Origin of the sequence: Methylobacterium sp. UNC378MF (assembly GCF_900103195.1) — a bacterium.
Lineage (GTDB): Bacteria > Pseudomonadota > Alphaproteobacteria > Rhizobiales > Beijerinckiaceae > Methylobacterium.
The window spans coordinates 74,380-90,480 of record NZ_FMWU01000012.1 but is presented as its reverse complement, the minus strand read 5'-3'; the positions used below and the strand labels follow the sequence as shown (position 1 = coordinate 90,480).

The following is a 16,101-nucleotide window of genomic DNA, read 5'->3' as shown; positions in this document are numbered from 1 at the left end:
CGCCCGGCTCAAGCGGCCTTCTTGGAGGAGGCCGGCTTGGCCGACCCCTTGTTGGCCGCGACCTCAGCGAGCTTGGCCGCCAGCTTGGCGTCGAGCTTGCTCGAGGCACCGAGCGGCAGCTCGATGTCGAGGCCGAGGGTCGAGACACCCTCGCCGCGCTCCAGGGTGACCTTCACCTTGTCGGGCTCCACCGCGACATGGTTGGCGATCACCGCCAGGATTTCCTCCCGGAGCTGGATCACGAGGTCGGGGCGACCCGACTCCGCGCGCTCATGGGCGAGGATCAGCTGCAGGCGGTCGCGGGCGACCGCGCCGGAGCTGCGCTTCTGGAACAGACCCAGGATGCTCACGCCGCCCTCCGCATGAACAGCTTATCGAGGAAGGACTTGCGCTCGACCGGCAGGCTCATCGGGATGGTCTCGCCCTTGAGCCGGCGGGCCGCGTCGGCATAGGCCCGCGCCGGGGCGCAGAGCGGGTTGTTCAGGGTCACCGGGCAGCCGAGGTTCGAGGCGCGCAGCACCTCCTGGCTCTCCGGGATGATGGCGAGCAGCGGGATCGACAGGATGTCGAGCACGTCCTCGGTCTTGAGCATGTCGCCGCGATCGGCCCGCATCGGGTCGTAGCGGGTGAGGATCAGGTGCTTCTCCATGTCCTCACCCTTCTCCGCCTTGGCGGTCTTGGAGTCGAGGAGGCCGATGATCCGGTCGGAGTCGCGCACCGAGGACACCTCGGGGTTGGTCACGACCACCGCCACGTCGGCGTGGTGCATGGCGAGCTGGGCGCCGCGCTCGATGCCGGCCGGCGAGTCGCAGATCACCCAGTCGAACTTGGCGCGCAGCTCGTCCATCACCCGGGCGACGCCCTCATCGGTGAGCGCGTCCTTGTCGCGGGTCTGCGAGGCCGGCAACAGGTGCAGGGTCTCCAGCCGCTTGTCCTTGATCAGGGCCTGCGGGAGCTTGGCGTCGCCGTTGACCACGTTGATGAGGTCGTAGACCACCCGGCGCTCGGCGCCCATGACGAGGTCGAGGTTGCGCAGGCCGACGTCGAAATCGACGACGCACACGCTCTGCCCGCCCTGTGCCAGGGCTGCTCCGAGGGCCGCGGTCGTCGTCGTCTTGCCGACGCCGCCCTTGCCCGATGTGACGACGAGAACCTTTGCCACGCGTCGATCTCCCTTAATCCAGGCTTGCCATTCGGATGTTGCCGCCATCGAGCCAGACCTGGGCGGCCTTGCCGCGCAGGGCCGTGCCCATGTCCTCCGCCGTCCGCACGAGGCGGTCGATCCCCAGCAACTCGGGTTCGAATTTGCGGCAGTAGATTCGTGCGCGCGGGTTGCGCGCGGCCCCGGCGATCGCGCGACCGCGCAAGGCGCCGTAGACGTGGATGGAGCCGCCGGCCAGGATCTCGGCCCCCGAGGAGACCGAACCCATCACGGTGACGTCACCGGTCGGGTTGATGACGCTCTGGCCGGATCGGACCGAGCCCTCGACGGTGATCGAGGTGACCACCTGCGGCTCCGGCTCGGCCGGGACGCTCGGGATCTCGATCGTCTCGGACGGATGTCCCTTCACCAGAAGCGGCGGCAGGCCGTCCGCGACCGCGTCGGAGCCCTCGATGCCCAGGACCACGATGCCGCGCGCCTTGAGCTCACGCATGAGCGTTTCGAGGGCGTCCGGCTCGGGCTTGAGCTGGGCGCAGTCCAGGATGACGGCCCGGCCTTTCAGCAGGGTCGGCGAGCGCTTCAGCGCCGCGTCGAGGCCCGCGAGCCACTCGGGAAGCGGCGGCTCGGGGGAAAGGGCCAGGGCCTTGAAGGCCCGTCCGCGCAGGCTGAGCGGCCGGGGCGCGGAAGGAGCCGCCGCTTGGGCGGTCTCCGGATCGATCGGCTCGGGGTGGGTCTCGCTCATGTCCGCCCGTTAAGAGTCCTTACCGGACCATTGACGGCGGGTATGGTTACCGAAGGGTTAAGTTTCTGATACGGTCGGCAAATTCTGCCGGGATCCTTGTATCGGGGCAGCGGAGGACGCTTTCACGACCCTATCAGGACCGTCGCAAGGGGGGTGCGCACGTCGTGCCAGCGCGCAGGGTTGCGCCCAAGGCCGGTGGGATATCTTCGAGCGTGGCGCAGCTGGTTTGCTACGCTGCGCTCGCTAAGACGGACCTGGTCTTGGACCGGCTGCGCGAACGCCGTCGGCGGAACGCGTCTCAACCCCGCTCGAACAGGTTGAGCTTGATCGCGTCCTCCAGCAGCCGCACCTCCACGGCCTGCCCCCGGAAGGCCGGATCGAGGTCGTCGGCGGCACGATAGAGGCCGTCGATCGCCACCAGCTCCGGCTCGAACCGGCGGCACCAGATCCGCGCCGTCGGGTTCCCGGCCGCGCCGGCGATCGCGCGGCCGCGCAGGGCGCCGTAGACGTGGATCGAGCCCCCCGCGATGACCTCGGCGCCCGACGCTACGGCGCCCAGCACCGTGACGTCGCCTTCGAGATGCAGCACGGTCTGGCCGGAGCGCACGGGCGCGTCGAGAATCAGCGAGCGGGCGGTCTCCTTGGCCGGCGGCTCGCTCTCCGAGGACGCGTCCGGTGCCGACTCGTCAGGAGTGGAGATCTCTCCCGCGGGCCGCCCGCCCGCCAGGGCCGGCGGTGTTCCGGAGTCCAGGAGCGACGGTGCGGCGCCCTCGATCCCCAGGATTGCGATGTGGCGGGCGGCCAGCTCGGCCAGCAACCCGTCGAGATCCTCGCGGGTGAGCCGCAATCCGGACAGGTCGAGGATCACGGGCCGGCCGGCGAAGAAGTTCGGAGCGCGGCGGTTCAGGGCATCGAGGTCACCGAACCAATCGGCCACCGGTGGTATCGGCGCCAGGACGGTGGCCATGAAGGAGCGGCCGCGGAAACGGATCGGCGGGCGCGCCGGCTCGGATGTCGGCTGGGTCACGGGCGTGTTCGGTGTCGCGGAAGGGATCGTCCGCATCCATGCGGCGGCGGCGCGTCGGGGGCAATCCCGCAACGTCTGGTGTGACGCCTTGGCGGGTCCGCGGACGCGTTTCTGTTGTAGAGAGAGCCGGCAGCCGAGCCGGACCGGACCGTTGAGCAGCGCCACCCCGCACGCCCCCATCCCCTTCGTCGTCGATGACCTCACCCGCGCCAACCAGCGGCGGGCGGCCGACCCGCGCGCCTCTGCCTGGGTCTCGGCCAATGCCGGCGCGGGCAAGACCAAGGTTCTCACTGACCGGGTGGTGCGGCTGCTCCTCGACGGCGCCCCCCCGGGCCGGATCCTCTGCCTGACCTTCACCAAGGCCGCCGCGGCCAACATGGCGATCCGCGTCTTCCGGCTCCTAGGCCGGTGGGTGACGCTGGATGACGAGGCCCTCGCGGCCGAACTCCTCGACCTCACCGGCGAGCGCGCCGGGCCCGAGCGCCTGCGCCTGGCCCGCCGCCTCTTCGCCCGGGCGGTCGAGACGCCGGGCGGCCTCAAGATCGAGACGCTGCACGCGCTGTGCGAGCGGCTGCTCCACATGTTCCCCTTCGAAGCAAACGTCCCGGCCCGCTTCGTGGTGCTCGACGAGACCAAGGCCCGGGAAGTGTTCGACATCGAGATGGCGAACGTCCTGGCCGATGCCGTGGCGAACGGCGACACGCCCCTGAGCGCCGCTCTCTCGCGGGTCACGCCGGAAGCCAGTGGCGACACCCTGCGGGCGGCGATCCGGTCGGCCATGCGTGCGCGGAGCTTCATCGGCGATGCCGCCGCCCTCGAGCGGGCCTTCGGACGGCTGCACGGGGCGCTGGGTCTCGCGGCCGAGGAATCCGCCGAGCGGATCGAGGCCGCGATCCTCGAGGGCGGCCCCGGATGCCGTCCGGAGGAGCGCGCCGCGCTGATCGCGGCGCTCCGCACGGGCAAGGCCAACGACGAGAAGCTCGCCGATGCGCTGGAGGCCGCCGAGGCTGAGCGGGTTCGCGCGGCAGACCTTCCCGACCGAGCCGAGGCGCTGGCCCTCTACCGCGCGGTCTTCTTCACCCAGAAGGACGAGCCGAAGGCCGACAGCAGCCTCGGGACCAAGAGCGTGCCAGCCGGTGCCAAGGCGGCACTGCTCGCCGAGCGGGACCGGCTGGAGCCGCTGTTCGACCGCCTGCGCGCCGCGCGGGCCCATGCCCGCACGCAGGCGCTGTTCCAGATCGCCGCCGAGATCCACCGCCGCGTGGAAGCGCAGAAGGCGCGCCTCGGCGCCCTCGATTTCGACGACCTGATCCACAAGGCGCTGGACCTGCTCGGCCGCGTCGGGGCCGGCTGGGTCCTGTACAAGCTCGACCGCGGCATCGACCACGTCCTGGTCGACGAGGCGCAGGACACGAACCCGGAGCAATGGGCGATCCTGCGGGCGATCACGCAGGAATTCGCCGCCGGTGAGGGCGCCCGCTCCGGCAGCCGCACACGCTTCGCGGTGGGCGACCCCAAACAGTCGATCTACGGCTTCCAGGGGGCCGAGCCGCGGGAATTCGCCCTGACCCGCGCGTCCTGGATCGCGGAATCGCGCTCGGCCGGCCTGACCTTCGAGGACGTGCCGCTCACCCTGTCGTTCCGCTCGACCAGCCTCGTCCTGCGCGCGGTCGATGCGGTCTTCGCCCTCGACGCGCACAACGAGGGCCTGTCCTTCGAGGACACGGTCCGCACCACCGTCCATGCCAGCGCCCGGCCCGGCGCGCCCGGCGCGGTGGAGCTGTGGCCGATCGCCGAGCCGGAGCCGGCCGCGGAGCCGGATGCCTGGACCGCACCCGTGGACGCGCCGGAGACCAGCGCCCCTGCGATCGTCACCGCCCGCCGGGTGGCGCAGGCGGTGCGTAGCTGGACCACCACGGGCGACGCGACCGGCCGGATCTGGCGTCCCGGGGACGTCCTGATCCTGGTCCGGAAGCGTGGACCCGCCTTCGAGGAGGTGATCCGCGCCTTGAAGGGGCTGGGGGTCCCGGTCGCCGGACAGGATCGGCTCGAGGTCTCCGCGCATATCGCCGTGGCCGATCTGGTCGCCGCCGGGCGGGCGGGCCTCCTGCCGGCCGACGACCTGACCCTCGCCACCGCCCTCAAGACACCGCTGGTCGGCCTCACCGACGAGGATCTCGTGCGGATCGCCGCCCGTCGCGACCTCGCCGAGACCCTTGAGGATGCCCTGCACCGCCTTGCCGCCGCGGGCGACGCGGCGGCAAGGCGCGGGCTGGAAGCCCTGTCGGGCTGGATTGCCCTGGCGGGGCTCCACGGCCCATTCGGCTTCTACGCGCGGCTCCTCGGCCCGCAGGGCGGCCGGGCGAAGCTGGTGGCCCGGCTCGGCGGTGAGGCCGGGGATGCTATCGACGTCTTCCTCGCGGCCGCCGCCCAGGCAGAGACCGGCGAGGACGCCCCGTCCCTCGGCGGCTTCCTCGCCCGCTACGTCGGCGCCGAGGCCGGGCACACGGTCAAGCGCGACCTCGAATCGGGCCGGGACGAGGTCCGGGTGATGACGGTCCACGGTGCGAAGGGGCTGGAGGCGCCGGTCGTGGTGATCCTCGACGGATGCGAGCCCCTCGGCCGCAACGATCCCCCCCTGTTGCCGCTGCCGGAGACGGAGATCGCGCTGCCGCCGGTCTGGTCCGGCGGGCGGACCCAGGATTGCGCGGCGACCGATGCCGCGCGAGCGGCCCTGCTCGCCAAGGCTCGGCAGGAGCACAACCGTCTGCTCTACGTCGCCATGACACGCGCGGCCGACCGGCTGATCGTGGCCCCGTTCCGCGGCCACGAGCGCGAGAGCGAGGCGGCGTGGTGCCGCATGATCCATGCCGGCCTTGAGGCGGCCCTCGGCGCAGGTCGGGCGCTGGACCTGCCCTACGGGCCAGCTTTTCTCTGGCAGGACGGTGCGACCCCGATTGCGGCAGCGGCGCCGGCGGGCTCCGCTCCCGCGCCGTATCCCGACCGGGAGCCGGAGTGGCTGCGCAGCCCGATCCCGTCTGAACCGGAGGTCCAGACACTGAACCCGTCCGGCGCGCTTCAAGCGGCGGACGGTGCGCGCGTACCGCCACCGCGCCTCGCGGACGCACAGGCCCGGCGCCGTGGGATCCTCACGCACGCCTTGCTGCAGCACCTGCCCCGGGTCGAACCCGCTCGACGGGAGGCGGCCGGCCTCGCCTTCGTGCGGGCTCGCGCACCCGGCCTGCCGCCTGCGGCCCCGCGCGCGATCGTCCGATCGGTGCTTCGCATCATCGGCGACCCGGCGCTGGCGCCACTCTTCGCCCAGGACGCCCGCGCGGAGGTGGCGCTTTCGGGGCGGGTTCGCGCGGCCGGCACGGAACGCGTGGTCCAGGGACGTGTCGACCGCTTGGCGGTGACGGCGGACACGGTGCGCATAGCCGATTTCAAGACCGGCCGCCCGCCCGAGCCGGGCGCGCCACTGCCAGCGGCGGAGGCCGGCCAGATAGCCCTCTACGCACGCCTCCTCGCGCAGATCTATCCGGGTCGAACGATCCTGCCGATCCTGGTCTGGACGTCCGGTCCGGTGATCCGCGCCCTCGACTCCGATGATGTCACGGCGGCGCTGGACCAGGTCGGGATCGAGGCGTGACGGCGGTCCGACTTGTCCCGGTGCAGAGACGTTTCCCGCATGCGCCGCCGCACATCACGATGCGCCAGCGTGCTCGCGAGGGCGATCTGTCCGAGCGGCCGCGGCCAAGCCCAGGGCCGGGACTTCTTGACCGGGCGCCGGGCCGTCGCCAATTCTGGCAGGACCGCGCGGGCCCCTGCCCGTTCGACGCCGTCCGACGGACGGCGGCTTCCGAAAGGTGACGTTATGGCGACGGTGAAAGTAACCGACGCGAGCTTCGAGCAGGACGTTCTCAAGTCCGCCGAGCCCGTCGTGGTGGATTTCTGGGCGGAATGGTGCGGCCCGTGCCGTCAGATCGGTCCGGCGCTCGAGGAGATCGCCACCGACATGCAGGGCAAGGTGAAGATCGCCAAGGTCAACGTCGACGAGAACCCGCAGATCGCCGCCCAGTACGGCATCCGCTCGATCCCCACGCTGCTCCTGTTCAAGAACGGCGAGCGCGTGGACCAGAAGGTCGGCGCCGCCCCGAAGGGCGACCTGTCGCGCTGGATCGGCGCTCAGACCGCCTGAGCGGCTCGCAAGCCTGCAGCAGACAAAAAGAAAGCCCGGCCGCAAGGCCGGGCTTTCTCGGTTTCGAGCCCAATTTATTTTTTCGGGATCCCGGTGCGAGGCCCGGGATCCCGTAGTCAGTCTTAGTACGAGCCGAACTTGTAGTTCAGGCCGGCGCGGACGACGGCGAAGGCGTTCTCGTTCCGGCTCGCGTTGGTGAGCGAGTAGACCGGCACGAGGCCGACCGGCGAGATCGCGGCGCCGACCAGCGGCAGCTGAGCGCGGCCGTTGTTGTTGTCGAGGTTCACGTACAGACCTTCCACCTTCAGCGTCACGGCCGAGGAGCGGAAGAAGTTCAGGAACGAGTCGGTGGGCAGAGCGTATTCGACACCGCCGCCGACCGTCCAACCGGTCTTGAAGTCGTTCCGGCGGCCAGCGAAGTTCTGCAGGCCGACGCGGGCGCCGTCATCCGTGCCGGTGGCGTAAGCGAAACCGCCGGTGGCGTACACGAGGGTGCGGTCGAAGGCGTAGCCGAGGCGGCCGCGGACGGTGCCGAAGAAGTCGATGGTGTTGAGGGTGCCGTTGACCGGGATGAAGCCCGGGTTGATCGCCGCAGCGTTGGTGGCGAAGCGGGCGCGACGGCCGAAGTCGAGGTACTGAGCGTCAGCCTCGAAGCCGATCACGGCGCCGTTGCCCGGGGTCAGCTGCCAGTTGTAGCCGATCTGGCCACCGCCCGAGAAGCCTTCGCGGCTGTCGTTGCTGTAGGCCAGCGACGAGCCGAACGGGGCCAGGGCCTGGTAGGGGACGAGACCGCCCGGCACGAGAGCGACCGGATTGCCGGGCGTCTGCACGAAGCCGCGGTTGGAGTTGCTGCTGGCGTCGAACGCGTAGCCGGCGTTGATACCGAAGTAGGCACCGGTCCAGGTGAACACCGGGACGGGGGTGAACACCGGCGGCGGCGCAGCGCGGCGCGGCAGGTCGGCGGCGGAAGCGGCGGCGGTGAGCGCGGTGAAAGCCGCAAGAGACGTGAGAAGCTTCTTCATTACTGTGATCCCCAGCATAAGCCCGATCGAGGGAGAAATTATGCGATCGGGCCCCGCGTGGATGTAGCCTAGCTGCCACAGCGGGAGGAAAGCGTGGCCGTAAGCCGGTCTCCATCCGGGCGATTGCGGCGAATCGACGGATATCCGAATGCAGAATCCGGACTTCGAAGATGTCCGGTATTCTTGCCAGCCGGTACACCGATCGCGGTCGGCCCCGACGGACTGGATACGACTCAGACCGGCGGCGTGTCGTTGGCTGCGAGAACCATGCCGGCCAAGTAGAGGGATCCGCAGATCAGGATTCGCGGGGGCCGCTCGAAGGCGATGTCGCGCACCAGGGCGAGCGCCGCCTCGATGCTCGGCGCGGCGTAGGTTGAAAGGCCGACATCCTCGCCGATCCGCGCGACCTCCTCGGCCGGGCGCGCGGCCATCGTTCCGGTGATCGGGACAGCCACGAGGGCCCGGGCCAGACCGACGAAATTGCGCAGGAACCCGTCGGCATCCTTGGTGCCAAGCAGGCCCACCACGAGAACGAGCGGCACGTCGCTCTTCTCGCCGAGATCCGCCATGGCGGCCGCGAGGATCCGGCCGCCATCGATGTTGTGGCCACCGTCGAGCCAGAGCTCGGTGCCGGGATCGAGCTGGGCGGCGAGACGGCCGCGGCCAAGTCGCTGCAGCCGCCCCGGCCACTCGACCTCGGTCAGCCCACGCTCCAGGGCCGCTGTGCCGATATCGCCGAATCCGGCGGCGCGCAGGGCGGTGATCGCCGTGCCGGCATTGACCAGCTGATGGCGCCCGGCAAGGCGCGGCCGCGGCAGATCGAACAGGTCGGTCTCGTCCTGATAGACGAGGCGCCCGCGCTCCTCGTGCACGGAGAAGTCCTGGTTGCCCACGAGCAGCGGCCCGGCGCCGATCGCCTCGGCACGGCGGCAGAGGACGGCATCGGCCTCGGCATAGTCCTGCGCGGCGATCACCGCCGGGCAGCCGCGCTTGAAGATCCCGGCCTTCTCGGTCGCGACCGATTCGACCGTGTCGCCGAGATACTCGGCGTGGTCGCGGCCGATCGGCGTCACCACCGCGCAGGCGGGCCGGTCGATCACGTTGGTGGCGTCGAGCCGGCCGCCGAGACCGACCTCGAGGAGCAGTACGTCGGCCGGGCTCTCCGAGAAGAGCAGGAAGGCCGCCGCCGTCGTGATCTCGAACATGGTGATCGGCTCGCCGCCATTGGCGCTCTCACAGCGCGCAAAGGCGTCGGCCAGGCGATCCTCGTCCACGAAATGCCCGCCGCCGATCCCGCCGATGCGGATCCGCTCGTGGAAGCGGACGAGGTGCGGCGAGGTGTAGACGTGGGCGGCCAGGCCCCCAGCCTCCAGGATCGACCGCATGAACGCGATGGTCGACCCCTTGCCGTTGGTGCCGGCCACGTGGATCACGGGCGGAAGGCGGCGCTCTGGATGGTTCAGCCGCGCGAGCAGCCGCTCGATGCGGCCCAACGACAGGTCGATGGTGCGGGGGTGGAGCGCCAGGAAGCGCGCCATCAGGGCGTCGGACGAGGCCATCGCCGGTTCAGGCCGCCTCGGAGGCCGCGGCCGGAGCGCCGGCCTGGGACACGTTGGTCAGGAGGCTACAGAGACGCGTGATCGTCTCCTTGAGCTGGTGCCGGTGGACCACCTGATCGACCATGCCGTGCTCGCGCAGGTATTCCGCCCGCTGGAAGCCGTCCGGCAGCTTCTCCCGGATCGTCTGCTCGATCACCCGCGGTCCCGCGAAGCAGATCAGGGCGCCCGGCTCGGCGAGGTGCACGTCGCCCAGCATGGCGTAGGACGCCGTGACGCCGCCCGTGGTGGGGTTGGTCAGCACCACGATGTAGGGGAGCCGCGCCGCGTTGAGCCGGCGCACCGCCACAGTGGTCCGCGGCATCTGCATCAGCGAGAGAATGCCCTCCTGCATCCGCGCGCCGCCGGAGGCCGCGAACAGCACGTAGGGCGTGCGCTTCTCCAGCGCCGTCTCGGCGCCGCGCACGAAGGCCTCGCCCGCCGCCATGCCGAGCGATCCGGCCATGAAGCCGAATTCCTGCGCGGCCAGCGTCATCGGCAGGCCGCCGACCCGGCCGAAGCCGATCTTGAACGCGTCCTGCAGGCCGGTCTTGGCCCGCGCCTCCTTGAGCCGGTCGACGTAGCGCTTCTCGTCGCGAAACTTCAGCGGGTCGGGGACGACCTCGGGCAGGGCCACATCGATCCACGTGCCCTCGTCGAACATCATCTTCAGGCGCGCCTGGGCGCCCATCTTCAGGTGATGCTCGGAGCCGGGGATGACCCAGTGATTGGCCTCCACCTCCTTGTGGAACACCATCTGCCCCGTGTCCGGGCATTTGACCCAGAGGTTCTCGGGCGTCTCGCGCTTGAACAGGGTCTTGATCCGGGGGCGCACGACCTCCGAGATCCAGTTCATCGGTTCGACCATCGACTTGCGTCCGTCCGCTTCAAGCCCGTGCAGATATCAGGTGCGGCGCGTCCGGCCGCCAGGGGAGTCTGATCCGTCAGGCGGCCCGACCGACGCCCGCCGACCGCACGCCCGCGGCGAGTTCGCGCACCAGCTCCGTCACCGCCCCGACGCTTCCGGCCTGCGGCCTGCCCTCGCCGTCAAGAGAGCGCACCAGGGCGTCCACGAGGGCAGAGCCGACCACGACGCCGTCGGCGCCCTTGGCGATCGCCGCAGCGTGGGCACCGGTCTTGACGCCGAAGCCCACGACGACGGGCAGGTCTGTGTGGCGGCGGATGCGGGCGACCGCCTCGGAGACCTTGCCGAAATCGGGCGTCGCCGTCCCGGTGATGCCGGTAATCGACACGTAGTAGACGAAGCCCGCCGTGTTCGCGAGGACGGCCGGCAGGCGCCGCTCGTCGGTGGTCGGCGTGGCGAGGCGGATGAAGGCGAGGCCCTTGCCGAGGGCCGGCAGGCACAGCTCGGCATCCTCTTCGGGCGGGAGGTCGACGACGATCAGCCCGTCGACGCCGGCCGCCACCGCGTCGTCGAGGAAGCGGTCGACGCCGTAGGTGTGGATCGGGTTGTAGTAGCCCATCAGCACGATGGGCGTCGTGTCGTTGCCGGCGCGGAAGCGGCGTACGAGGTCGAGGGTGCCAGACACCGTCTGGCCCGCCTTGAGCGCCCGCAGGCCGGCGGCCTGAATAGCCGGGCCGTCCGCCATCGGGTCGGTGAACGGCAGGCCGAATTCCAGGATGTCGGCACCGGCGGCCGGCAGGGCCTTCAGGACCTCCAGCGAAGTCTCCGGATCGGGATCGCCGGACATCACGTAGGTGACGAGAACGGACCGGTTCTCCGCGCGGGCGCGGGCGAAGGTGGCGTCGATGCGGCTCGGCATGGTCGGTCGATATTCGCTTCTGCAGGGCCGCCGACGGCCCGGGGTTGCACCCGCGCTACACCAAAGGCATCGGCCCGTGAAGCGGGCGAGCCTCTGGCGACCGCGCTGCGGCGCAGGATGGTGCCGGCCCTAAGGCTTGGCCCCCAGCGAGATGCGGCCATGCGCGCGGGTCTGTTGCCGTAACGACGGCGGCGGCCTAGCGGTCTCGCATGTCCGAGAGATCCCTACCGTCTCGCGCCCTGGCCGCACTCCTGTTCGACATGGACGGAACGCTCATCAGCTCGATCGCCTCTGCGGAGCGGATCTGGTCGCGCTGGGCGGAGGCGCATGGCCTCGACGTAGCGACCTTCCTGCCGACGATTCACGGCGTGCAATCGGTCGAGACGATCCGGCGGCTGAACCTGCCGGGCATCGATCCCGTCGCCGAGGCCACCGCGATCACCGAGGCCGAGATGGAGGATGTCGACGACATCGTCGCGATCGAGGGCGCGCGGACCTTCCTGGAGGCGCTACCGCGCGACCGCTGGGCGATCGTCACCTCGGCGCCCCGGCGGCTGGCGGAGCGCCGCCTCGCGGCGGCCGGCATGCCGGTCCCCGATTTGCTGGTGGCCGCCGAGGACGTGGCGCAGGGAAAGCCCGCCCCGGATTGCTTCCTGATGGCGGCTGAGCGCCTCGGCGTCGCGGCGTCGGACTGCCTCGTCTTCGAGGACGCCGCGGCTGGCATCCGGGCGGCGGAAGCCGCGGGCGCGGGCGTCGTGGTGGTCACCGCGACCCATCGCGAGCCGGTGAGGACCGGCCATCCGGCGATCGCGGACTACATCCGGCTCGGCGTCTCCGCGGAGCGGGACGGGATCCGGGTGACACGGACCGCCTGAGCCTTTCCAAGCCGGCCGCGGCCCCGCTGGCGGCCGGTACGGCTTGGTCGTATCGCCCGCAGGCGCCGCGCGGCGCGAGGCATCTCGGCGGAGGGTTAGGCCATGGCAATGATCGATCGACGCCGCGTGCTCGGGGCAGTCGCGACCGGCGCCGCCGCGGGCCTCGCCCCTGCCGCGGCCGCCGAGACGCAGCCGGGCCCGCTGTTCCCGCTGCCGCAGACAACCATCCCGATCCTGGGCGAGGCGCAGGTCTTTCCGGTCCGCAGGATCTATTGCATCGGCCGCAACTACGCGGCCCATGCCCGCGAGATGGGCTCCGACCCCTCGCGCGAGCCGCCTTTCTTCTTCCAGAAGCCGGCCGATGCCGTGCAGGTCGTCGCGGGCGGCGTCGCCGACCATCCCTACCCGTCGCTGACCCAGAACTACCACCACGAGATCGAGCTCGTCGCCGTGCTGAAGTCGGGCGGGCGGGACATCCCGGCCGCGCAGGCGCTCGACCACGTCTACGGCTATGCCACAGGCCTCGACATGACCCGCCGGGACCTCCAGCGGGGCATGGGCAACCAGAAGAAGCCCTGGGAGATCGGCAAAAGCTTCGACCATTCCGCGCCGCTCACGCCGATCCTTCCCGTCGCCCGGGCCGGCCATCCGGGGCGCGGGCGCATCCAACTCGCCGTGAACGGCACCGTGCGGCAGGACGCCGACCTGTCGGACATGATCTGGTCGGTGGCCGAACAGATCGCGGAGCTGTCGCGGGCCTTCGAGCTCCAGGCCGGCGACATCGTCTTCTCCGGCACGCCCGAGAATGTCGGGCCGGTCGTCCGCGGAGACGTGCTCGCGGGCTCGATCGCGGGCCTGCCGGACCTTTCGATCCGCATCGTGTGAGGCATCCCGCGGGGATCCGGGCACGGCGGGGCGTTGACTTTTCCTGCTGGCGTCGCGGCTTTATCCGGTACGGATCCGCGGGGGCAGGAGCAGCGCGCGTATGACCAAGCCCAACGGCGTGCCGCCGAACCTCTTCGAGACCGCCGAGGGCCGCCGTCTCGTAAAGGCGCGCTCCGATCCGGCCTGGCGCCGCTGGGGACCGTATCTCAGCGACCGGCAATGGGGCACGGTGCGGGAGGATTACAGCCCGAAGGGCGACGCCTGGGATTACTTGCCCCACGACCACGCCCGGTCCCGCGCCTATCGCTGGGGCGAGGATGGCATCGGCGGCTTTGGCGATCGCCACCTGAACTGGTGTCTATCGCTGGCCCTGTGGAACGGGCGGGACCCAATTCTGAAGGAGCGCCTGTTCGGCCTGACCAACCAGGAGGGTAATCACGGCGAGGACGTCAAGGAACTCTATTACTATCTCGACGGGGTCCCGACCCATGCCTTCATGCGGATGCTGTACAAGTACCCGCAGGCGGCCTTCCCCTACGAGCACCTGGTCGAGGAGAATGCGCGGCGCGACCTCGACGACCCGGAATTCGAGCTCCTCGACACCGGCCTGTTCGACGAAGGCCGCTACTTTGACGTTGAGATCGCCTACGCCAAGGCCGCGCCCGACGACATTCTGATGCGGGTCACCGCCACCAATCGCGGCCCGGACGCCGCGGACCTGACGCTGCTGCCGCAGCTCTGGGCGCGCAACACGTGGTCGTGGAAGCAGGGCACGCCGAAGCCGGAGCTGATGGCTGGCTCGGAGGGCTCGGTCTGGGCGCGCCATCCCGAGATGCCGACCTTCCGGTTCTTCGCCGAGGGCGCGGGCGCCCCGATGTTCACCGAGAACGAGACGAACACGCACCGGCTGTTCGGCAGCGGGCCGGCCGAGGGCTTCTACAAGGACGGGATCGACCGGTGCGTGGTGGGCGGCGACCGGGCCGCCGTCAACGCCCTGTCGGGCACCAAATGCGCCGCCCGCTACGATCTGCAGCTCGGCCCTGGCGAAACGCGTACCCTGCGCCTGCGCCTGCGCGCCGAGACGGCGCCGGGCGAGCCCTTCGCGGATTTCGATGCCGTCTTCGCCACCCGCGAGGCCGAGGCCGACGATTTCTACGGGGCGCTGCAGGCGCCGATCGCCGATCCCGAGATGCGGCTCGTGCAGCGACAGGCGCTCGCCGGCATGCTCTGGTCGAAGCAGCTCTACCATTACGACGTGCGCGAGTGGCTCGCCGGCGACCCGGCGCAGCCCGCGCCGGCGCCGGAGCGGCGGCACGGCCGCAACAGCGACTGGGCGCATTTGCGCGCGAACGACATCATCTCGATGCCGGATGCCTGGGAATACCCCTGGTTCGCCTCCTGGGACCTCGCCCTCCAAGCGATCGTGTTCGGGCTCATCGATCCCGACTTCGCCAAGAACCAGCTCCTGCTGCTCGTCGACGAGGCCTATACCCACCCGAACGCCGCGCTGCCGGCCTACGAGTGGGGCTTCGGGGACGCCAATCCGCCGGTCCACGCGCTGGCCGCATGGCGGGTGTTCGAGCTGGACCGGGCGCTGACCGGCACGCCGGACCACGCTTTCCTCAAGCGGATCTTCAACAAGCTGACCTTGAACTTCACCTGGTGGGTGAACCGCAAGGATTCCGACGACCGCAATCTGTTCCAGGGCGGATTCCTCGGCCTCGACAATATCGGCATCTTCGACCGGTCGAAGCCGGTCGGCGACGGCGCCACGCTGACCCAGTCCGACGCGACGGCCTGGATGGCGACCTACGCCCTCAACCTGATGCGGATCGCCATCGAGCTGGCCCTCGACGATCCGACCTTCGAGGACATGGCGGAGAAGTTCTTCGAGCACTTCCTCCTCATCGCCGGCGCCACCGGCGCGGGCGTGTGGGACGAGCCGGACGGCTTCTTCTACGACGTGATCGAGACAAGCGACGGGCAGCGCCTGCCCATCCGCGCCCGGACCATGGTCGGTCTGATCCCGATCTTCGCGGTGGCGGTGATCAACGAGTGCGACCTCGCGCGGCTGCCGTCCCTGCGCAGCCGGATGGTGTTCTTCCTCAAGAACCGCCCGGACCTCGCGACGCTTGTCTCGCGCTGGAACGAGCCCGGCGAAGGCCAGACGGCTCTGCTGTCGCTCCTGCGCGGGCACCGGTTGAAGGCTCTGCTCAGCCGCGCCCTCGATCCGAACGAATTCCTTTCGGATTTCGGGCTGCGCGCCGTGTCCCGCGTCTACGCCGACAAGCCGTTCTGCTTCGCGTGGAACGGGCGGGACCTGGGTCTCGCCTACGAGCCGGCCGAGTCGCGCTCGCGCCTGTTCGGCGGCAACTCGAACTGGCGGGGCCCGGTCTGGATGCCGGTCAACTACCTGCTCATCGCCGGGTTGAACCGCTTCCACGACTATTACGGCCCGGATTTCCGGGTCGAGGCGCCGACCGGGTCGGGCCGGACCTACGCCCTGCGCGAGATTGCTGCCCACCTGTCACGGCGCCTGATCGGCCTCTCGACACGCGGTGCGGACGGGCAGCGGCCCGTCTACGGCGACAGCCGGATTCAACAGGAAGATCCGCATTTCCGCGATCTGGTCCTGTTCTACGAATACTATCACGGCGATACCGGCCGCGGGGTCGGCGCGTCGCACCAGACCGGCTGGTCGGGCCTCGTGGCTCTGCTCATCCAGGAAGTGGCGACCGCGGCCGCCGAGGCCCCGGGCCCCGGCTGGCCGTGACAGCCGGTCGCCGGTGCGCCGCACCGGCGGCCGAAGCC

At 70.5% G+C, this 16,101-nt stretch carries 13 protein-coding genes; 5 read left to right on the top strand and 8 right to left on the bottom strand.

What is annotated here, in order from left to right; all coding sequences use genetic code 11:
- Positions 1-8: 8 nt before the first annotated feature.
- The 4 genes from minE to minC (BLT59_RS14265) all read right to left on the bottom strand — a co-directional run bounded on the left by minE (position 9) and on the right by minC (BLT59_RS14265) (position 2,967).
- On the bottom strand, positions 9-350 hold the full coding sequence (gene minE / locus BLT59_RS14280) for a cell division topological specificity factor MinE (protein WP_091781111.1): 342 nt from the start codon (positions 348-350) through the stop codon (positions 9-11).
- Positions 347-1,162, bottom strand: a complete 816-nt coding sequence (minD, locus tag BLT59_RS14275) for a septum site-determining protein MinD (RefSeq protein WP_091781108.1) — start codon at positions 1,160-1,162, stop codon at positions 347-349. The genes minE and minD overlap by 4 nt, the downstream gene beginning before the upstream one ends.
- Positions 1,163-1,175: 13 nt before the next feature.
- Positions 1,176-1,904 (bottom strand): septum site-determining protein MinC, encoded by a 729-nt coding sequence (gene minC / locus BLT59_RS14270; RefSeq protein WP_091781105.1) that lies wholly within the window; start codon positions 1,902-1,904, stop codon positions 1,176-1,178.
- A 298-nt stretch (positions 1,905-2,202) separates the two neighbouring features.
- Positions 2,203-2,967, bottom strand: coding sequence for a septum site-determining protein MinC (gene minC, locus BLT59_RS14265; protein WP_091781102.1), 765 nt, complete (start codon positions 2,965-2,967; stop codon positions 2,203-2,205).
- A 115-nt stretch (positions 2,968-3,082) separates the two neighbouring features.
- On the opposite strand from minC (BLT59_RS14265), the gene addA reads away from it, so the two are divergent.
- Together addA and trxA are read left to right on the top strand one after the other, a co-directional pair.
- Entirely contained in the window at positions 3,083-6,580 is a 3,498-nt protein-coding gene (gene addA, locus BLT59_RS14260; protein ID WP_091781099.1) for a double-strand break repair helicase AddA, read from the top strand.
- 225 nt (positions 6,581-6,805) lie between these two features.
- Positions 6,806-7,129, top strand: coding sequence for a thioredoxin (trxA, locus tag BLT59_RS14255; RefSeq protein ID WP_091781096.1), 324 nt, complete (start codon positions 6,806-6,808; stop codon positions 7,127-7,129).
- 122 nt (positions 7,130-7,251) lie between these two features.
- Here trxA and BLT59_RS14250 read toward each other — a convergent pair whose 3' ends face one another.
- The 4 genes from BLT59_RS14250 to trpA all read right to left on the bottom strand — a co-directional run bounded on the left by BLT59_RS14250 (position 7,252) and on the right by trpA (position 11,530).
- On the bottom strand, positions 7,252-8,151 hold the full coding sequence (locus tag BLT59_RS14250; RefSeq protein ID WP_091781093.1) for an outer membrane protein: 900 nt from the start codon (positions 8,149-8,151) through the stop codon (positions 7,252-7,254).
- 233 nt (positions 8,152-8,384) lie between these two features.
- Positions 8,385-9,710: a bifunctional folylpolyglutamate synthase/dihydrofolate synthase gene (locus BLT59_RS14245; RefSeq protein ID WP_091781090.1), complete on the bottom strand. Its 1,326-nt coding sequence runs from the start codon at positions 9,708-9,710 to the stop codon at positions 8,385-8,387.
- Between the two features lie 7 nt (positions 9,711-9,717).
- A complete protein-coding gene (gene accD, locus BLT59_RS14240) occupies positions 9,718-10,614 on the bottom strand; it encodes an acetyl-CoA carboxylase, carboxyltransferase subunit beta (protein ID WP_091781088.1) in 897 nt (298 codons plus the stop codon).
- A gap of 76 nt (positions 10,615-10,690) precedes the next feature.
- On the bottom strand, positions 10,691-11,530 hold the full coding sequence (gene trpA / locus BLT59_RS14235; RefSeq protein ID WP_091781085.1) for a tryptophan synthase subunit alpha: 840 nt from the start codon (positions 11,528-11,530) through the stop codon (positions 10,691-10,693).
- 209 nt (positions 11,531-11,739) lie between these two features.
- Between trpA and BLT59_RS14230 the strand changes: the two genes are divergently transcribed.
- From BLT59_RS14230 to BLT59_RS14220, 3 genes are all read left to right on the top strand, one after another.
- Positions 11,740-12,405: an HAD-IA family hydrolase gene (locus BLT59_RS14230; RefSeq protein ID WP_091781082.1), complete on the top strand. Its 666-nt coding sequence runs from the start codon at positions 11,740-11,742 to the stop codon at positions 12,403-12,405.
- A gap of 102 nt (positions 12,406-12,507) precedes the next feature.
- Entirely contained in the window at positions 12,508-13,290 is a 783-nt protein-coding gene (locus tag BLT59_RS14225; protein ID WP_091781079.1) for a fumarylacetoacetate hydrolase family protein, read from the top strand.
- A 100-nt stretch (positions 13,291-13,390) separates the two neighbouring features.
- Positions 13,391-16,063 (top strand): MGH1-like glycoside hydrolase domain-containing protein, encoded by a 2,673-nt coding sequence (locus BLT59_RS14220; protein WP_091781076.1) that lies wholly within the window; start codon positions 13,391-13,393, stop codon positions 16,061-16,063.
- Positions 16,064-16,101 lie beyond the last annotated feature (38 nt).